Here is a 4014-nt window from a genome sequence, read left to right as displayed (position 1 = left end):
GGACCATATTTGCCGAAGGTCAGCGTCTCGCGCCGTCCGTGCAGCCGGTAGTCATAGCGGAAGGCAATCTGGCCTGTAGGCGAAACCGCCGCGTACATACCGTCACGGTCAGCGACCTTGTACGTTTTTCCTGTGGTTTCAGCCGCTTGAGAGCAAGGTCGGTGAGCATGGATCGAGGCTCCTGACGGTAAAACTAGGCCTCCGTCGATCTAAGCTTACCGTCAGAAATTATACCGTCAATCTGTGCATTTTTGCTATTAACGACAGTAGGATACGGGCGACCGGGAAATCCGATTGACAATCCGTTTTGGTGCCTCGGGATTTGGGGCTGATGAGCCAGAAAAAAATACCGTCAGCTATACCGTCAGGTGGTATCGCTTACCCGCAATTGCCGGCGATAGGTGGCGAGGGCTAAGTTGTTGACTTATCACGGGATATGAGTCATAAACCGACTGTCGGCGATAGCTGCCGAATGACCTAGAATCATTCCCACTCGATCGTCCCCGGCGGCTTCGACGTATAGTCGTAGACCACCCGGTTCACCCCCCTCACCTCGTTGACGATCCGCGTCGCCACGCGCGGTAGGAAGTCGCCGGGGAAGGCGAACACCTCCGCGGTCATGCCGTCGGTGGAGGTCACCGCGCGCAGGGCAAGGACGTTGTCATAGGTGCGCCCGTCGCCCATCACGCCGACGCTGCGCACCGGCAGCAGCACCGCGAACGCCTGCCAGATCGCGTCGTACAGCCCGGCCGCCCTGATCTCCTCGAGGTAGATCGCGTCGGCGCGGCGCAGGACATCGCAGCGCTCGCGCGTCACCTCGCCGGGGATGCGGATGGCGAGGCCGGGGCCGGGGAACGGGTGGCGGCCGACGAACACCGGCGGCAGGCCAAGCTCCTGCCCCAGCACCCGCACCTCGTCCTTGAACAGCTCGCGCAGCGGCTCGACCAGCTTGAGGTTCATCCGCGCCGGCAGGCCGCCGACATTGTGGTGGCTCTTGATCGTCACCGACGGGCCGCCGGTGAAGCTGACGCTCTCGATGACGTCGGGGTAGAGCGTGCCCTGGGCGAGGAACTCGGCACCGCCGATCTTCCCCGCCTCCTCCTCGAACACGTCGATGAAGGTCGCCCCGATCAGCTTGCGCTTGGCCTCGGGGTCGGTGACGCCGGCCAGGCCGCCGAGGAAGCGCTCACCCGCGTCGACATGGACCAGCGGGATGTTGTAATGGTTGCGGAACAGGCCGACAACCTGCTCCGCTTCGCCGGCGCGCAGCAGGCCGGTGTCGACCAGCACGCAGGTGAGCTGCTCGCCGATCGCCTCGTGGATCAGCAGCGCCGCGACCGAGCTGTCGACACCGCCCGACAGGCCGCAGATCACCTTGCCGTCCCCGACCTGAGCCCTGATCTCGGCGATCTTGGCCTGGCGGAACTCGGCCATCGTCCAGTCGCCGGCCAGGCCGCAGACATGGCGCGCGAAATTGGCGATCAGCTTGCCGCCATCGGGAGTGTGGACGACCTCCGGGTGGAACTGGACGCCGTAGAAGCGCCGCACCTCGTCGGCGACGATCGCGTAGGGCGCGCCCTCCGACACCGCGACCGGCACGAAGCCGGGGGCGAGCGCGTCGACCTTGTCGCCATGGCTCATCCACACCTGATGCCGCTCGCCCTCCGCCCACAGCCCGTCGAACAGTGCGCAGTCGCCGGTGACCTCAACGAACGCCTTGCCGAACTCGCCGCCGTCGCCCGAGATGACGACGTTGCCGCCCAGTTGCGCGCTCATCAGCTGCTGGCCGTAGCAGATGCCGAGCACCGGCACGCTGCCGTCGAAGAACGCCTGCGGCGCGCGCGGGCTATCCCGCTCGGTGACGGAGGCGGGGCCGCCCGAGAGGATAATGCCCCTGGGCTGGAGGCGCTCGAACGCCGCCTCAGCCGACTGGAACGGTGCGACCTCGCTATACACCCCCGCCTCGCGCACCCGGCGGGCGATGAGCTGGGTTACCTGGCTGCCGAAATCGACGATGAGGATGGTGTCGGGGTGCTGCATGGTCGGCCGATAGCAGATTCGACCCGAAGGAAAACCGTCAGGCGGCGTGACGCGTGACTGCCGGTAACCCACCGGTCTCCAATGTAGTCAAATCAAAGCGGCTGGCGCGATCCAGGTCGATGCCGACGACCGATCCGTCCGCTGCCACGTCGGCGATGATGCCGTCGTCTATCTCGCGCTTATCAACGCCCGCAACCATCTGTAGCTCGATATAGAGCGAGTCAGTCTCCGGATAATAGTGAAGCCTCATCGCTCGTCTCCGCGATAGCCGCGATCAAAGATTGCATTGTGCACCGTCTCGCCGTCTTCAAGCAAGACGACGCGTAGGGTACGCAGATCGCCGTCATACTCGACTTCCGACTACAGCCGTATCCGCTCATCCGGCTGAACAAGGCGGCGCGACGGTGACGCCAACGCCGCCTCGATCCATTCATCACGCAGATACGAACGCTTGCGCCGAACCTGCTCGTCGAAGTAGCGGGTTGTCTTCACTTGCGGCTCACGCCGCTTCGTCGAAATCCTCGTCGCTCATCACCGAGCCCGAGTCCTGCCCCTTGGCGCTGACGTCGCGATCGACGAACTCGATCACCGCCATCGGCGACGCGTCGGAGGCACGGATGCCGGCCTTGATGACGCGGGTGTAGCCGCCGTTGCGGTCGGCGTAGCGGGTCGCCAGCACGTCGAACAGCTTCACCAGCTGCGCATCGTCGAGCAGCCGGGCGTGGGCGAGGCGGCGGTTGGACAGGCCACCCTTCTTGGCCAGCGTGATCAGCTTCTCGACATAGGGGCGAAGCTCCTTCGCCTTGGCCACCGTCGTCGTGATCTGCTCGTGCTTGATCAGCGCGGCGCTCATGTTGCGGAACAGCGCGATGCGGTGGGCCGAAGTCCGCTGGAGTTTACGACCGCCGTAACCGTGACGCATGGTGTCTTCCTTCGTTCGTTAAGGGGCCGTACGAGGTACCCCAGAGCTGGTGGCGCTTGCGGTGGCCACCGTTACCTGTCTCAAGGCCACGCCGCGGCAAAGCCGCGTCGTCGGACGGGTTCGGCTAGGCCGACCCGCCGGCCGTGGTGATCGCCGCGGCGCGGATTAGCCTTGGCTAATCCGCTGCGATCACCCCATAATCTCCTGCTCCAGCTTCTTCGCCATCTCTTCGATGTTCTCCGGCGGCCAGCCCGGAATCTCCATGCCCAGCCGTAGCCCCATCGACGACAGCACTTCCTTGATCTCGTTCAACGACTTGCGGCCGAAGTTCGGCGTGCGCAGCATCTCGGCCTCGGTCTTGCCGACCAGATCGCCGATATAGATGATGTTGTCGTTCTTGAGGCAGTTGGCGCTGCGCACCGACAGCTCCAGCTCGTCGACCTTCTTGAGCAGATAGCGGTTGATCTGCTGCGTGTCGCCAATCGGCTCGGCACCGCCGGCGGGGGCCGCGGCCTGGCCGATCGGGGCGGACGAGCGCGGCATCGCCGAGTCGTCGAAGTGGACGAACAGCGCCAGCTGGTCCTGCAGGATGCGGCCGGCATAGCCCACCGCGTCCTCCGGCGTCACCGTGCCGTCGGTCTCGACCGTCAGCGTCAGCTTGTCATAATCGAGGTCCTGGCCGACCCGCGTCGGGTCGACCTTGTACGACACCTGCCGCACCGGCGAATACAGCGCATCGACCGGGATGAGCCCGATCGGCGCATCGGCCGGGCGGTTGGCGGTGGCGGGGACATAGCCCTTCCCGATGTCGGCGGTCAGCTCCATGTTGAGCGTCGCGCCCTCGTCGAGGTGGCAGATCACCAGCTCCTTGTTCATCACCTCCATGTCGCCGGAGATGGCGATGTCGCCGGCCTTGACCTCGGCCGGGCCGGTGACGGACAGCTGCAGCCGCTTGGGCCCCTCGCCCTGCATCCTCAGCGCGATCTGCTTCACGTTGAGGACGATGTCGGTCACGTCCTCGCGCACGCCGGCGAGCGAGGAGAATTCGTGCA

Annotated in this window: 5 protein-coding genes; all 5 read right to left on the bottom strand. The window is 65.1% G+C overall.

All coding sequences use genetic code 11. The features are described 5' to 3' along the window. On the bottom strand, positions 1-98 hold a 98-nt coding region (locus tag HUU96_RS15385), incomplete at its 3' end, for a hypothetical protein (RefSeq protein WP_438827084.1). Between the two features lie 385 nt (positions 99-483). After that, positions 484-2040 carry a glutamine-hydrolyzing GMP synthase gene (gene guaA, locus HUU96_RS12685; RefSeq protein ID WP_174293132.1) on the bottom strand — a complete coding sequence of 519 codons (1557 nt, stop codon included), beginning with the start codon at positions 2038-2040 and terminating at the stop codon, positions 484-486. 37 nt (positions 2041-2077) lie between these two features. Next, positions 2078-2290, bottom strand: coding sequence for a DUF2283 domain-containing protein (locus tag HUU96_RS12680; protein ID WP_174293131.1), 213 nt, complete (start codon positions 2288-2290; stop codon positions 2078-2080). A 249-nt stretch (positions 2291-2539) separates the two neighbouring features. After that, positions 2540-2962, bottom strand: a complete 423-nt coding sequence (gene rplQ, locus HUU96_RS12675) for a 50S ribosomal protein L17 (protein WP_174293130.1) — start codon at positions 2960-2962, stop codon at positions 2540-2542. 189 nt (positions 2963-3151) lie between these two features. Then, positions 3152-4014, bottom strand: an 863-nt coding sequence (locus HUU96_RS12670) for a DNA-directed RNA polymerase subunit alpha (protein ID WP_174293129.1), incomplete at its 5' end; no start/stop codon positions are given.

It is taken from the genome of Sphingomonas bacterium (assembly GCF_903644135.1).
In the GTDB taxonomy this organism is placed as follows: Bacteria; Pseudomonadota; Alphaproteobacteria; order Sphingomonadales; family Sphingomonadaceae; genus Sphingomonas.
The sequence above is the reverse complement of the archived record's forward strand: the minus strand, read 5'-3'. Positions and strand labels throughout refer to the sequence as shown.

Bases quoted from the DNA above. Each gene is read 5' to 3' on its own strand.
- guaA (WP_174293132.1), bottom strand. From the start codon at position 2,040: ATGCAGCACCCCGACACCATCCTCATCGTCGATTTCGGCAGCCAGGTA.
- HUU96_RS12680 (WP_174293131.1), bottom strand. From the start codon at position 2,290: ATGAGGCTTCACTATTATCCGGAGACTGACTCGCTCTATATCGAGCTA.
- rplQ (WP_174293130.1), bottom strand. From the start codon at position 2,962: ATGCGTCACGGTTACGGCGGTCGTAAACTCCAGCGGACTTCGGCCCAC.